The organism is Streptomyces chisholmiae, assembly GCF_031845445.1.
Lineage (GTDB): Bacteria > Actinomycetota > Actinomycetes > Streptomycetales > Streptomycetaceae > Streptomyces > Streptomyces chisholmiae.
Window position 1 is genome coordinate 1 of the sequence record NZ_JAVREO010000306.1, and the last position, 387, is coordinate 387.

1 protein-coding gene is annotated in these 387 nt (G+C 58.7%); it reads right to left on the reverse strand.

From position 1 onward, the window contains the following. Window positions 1–373, reverse strand: a 373-nt coding sequence (locus tag RM844_RS33325) for a hypothetical protein (RefSeq protein ID WP_311671153.1), incomplete at its 3' end; no start/stop codon positions are given. Window positions 374–387: the final 14 nt, after the last annotated feature.

Here is a 387-nt window from a genome sequence, read left to right on the forward strand (position 1 = left end):
TCTGAATGTAGTCGAGGTAATCGCCGAAACGGCTGGTGCGGGCGTAAAGATCGCTTTCCTTGTCGGTCTGCAGCGGGGCGACATCGTCGGAGTATTTGCGGAAGTATTCGGGAGTCCAGTTCTTCACCGCGTGCGATTCGCTGGTAAGGCCGGTGATGATGACGGGGTGCGGATTCTTGATGTACTTTCGATAGAACTCTGCCGCGGTGATTTCACCGACGTGGACGCGCGGGATCGGCATGTGCACATGCTCGGATCGCGGAGGGTTTTTCCGGCAATAGTCGAGCGCCTCGGCCCGCAGCCGATTTTCCCAGGTCTGAAACCGGAGCATGCCGAGATAACGCTGCGCCGTCAGGAGAAATCGGTAGCGCACGCGCAAGCCATACG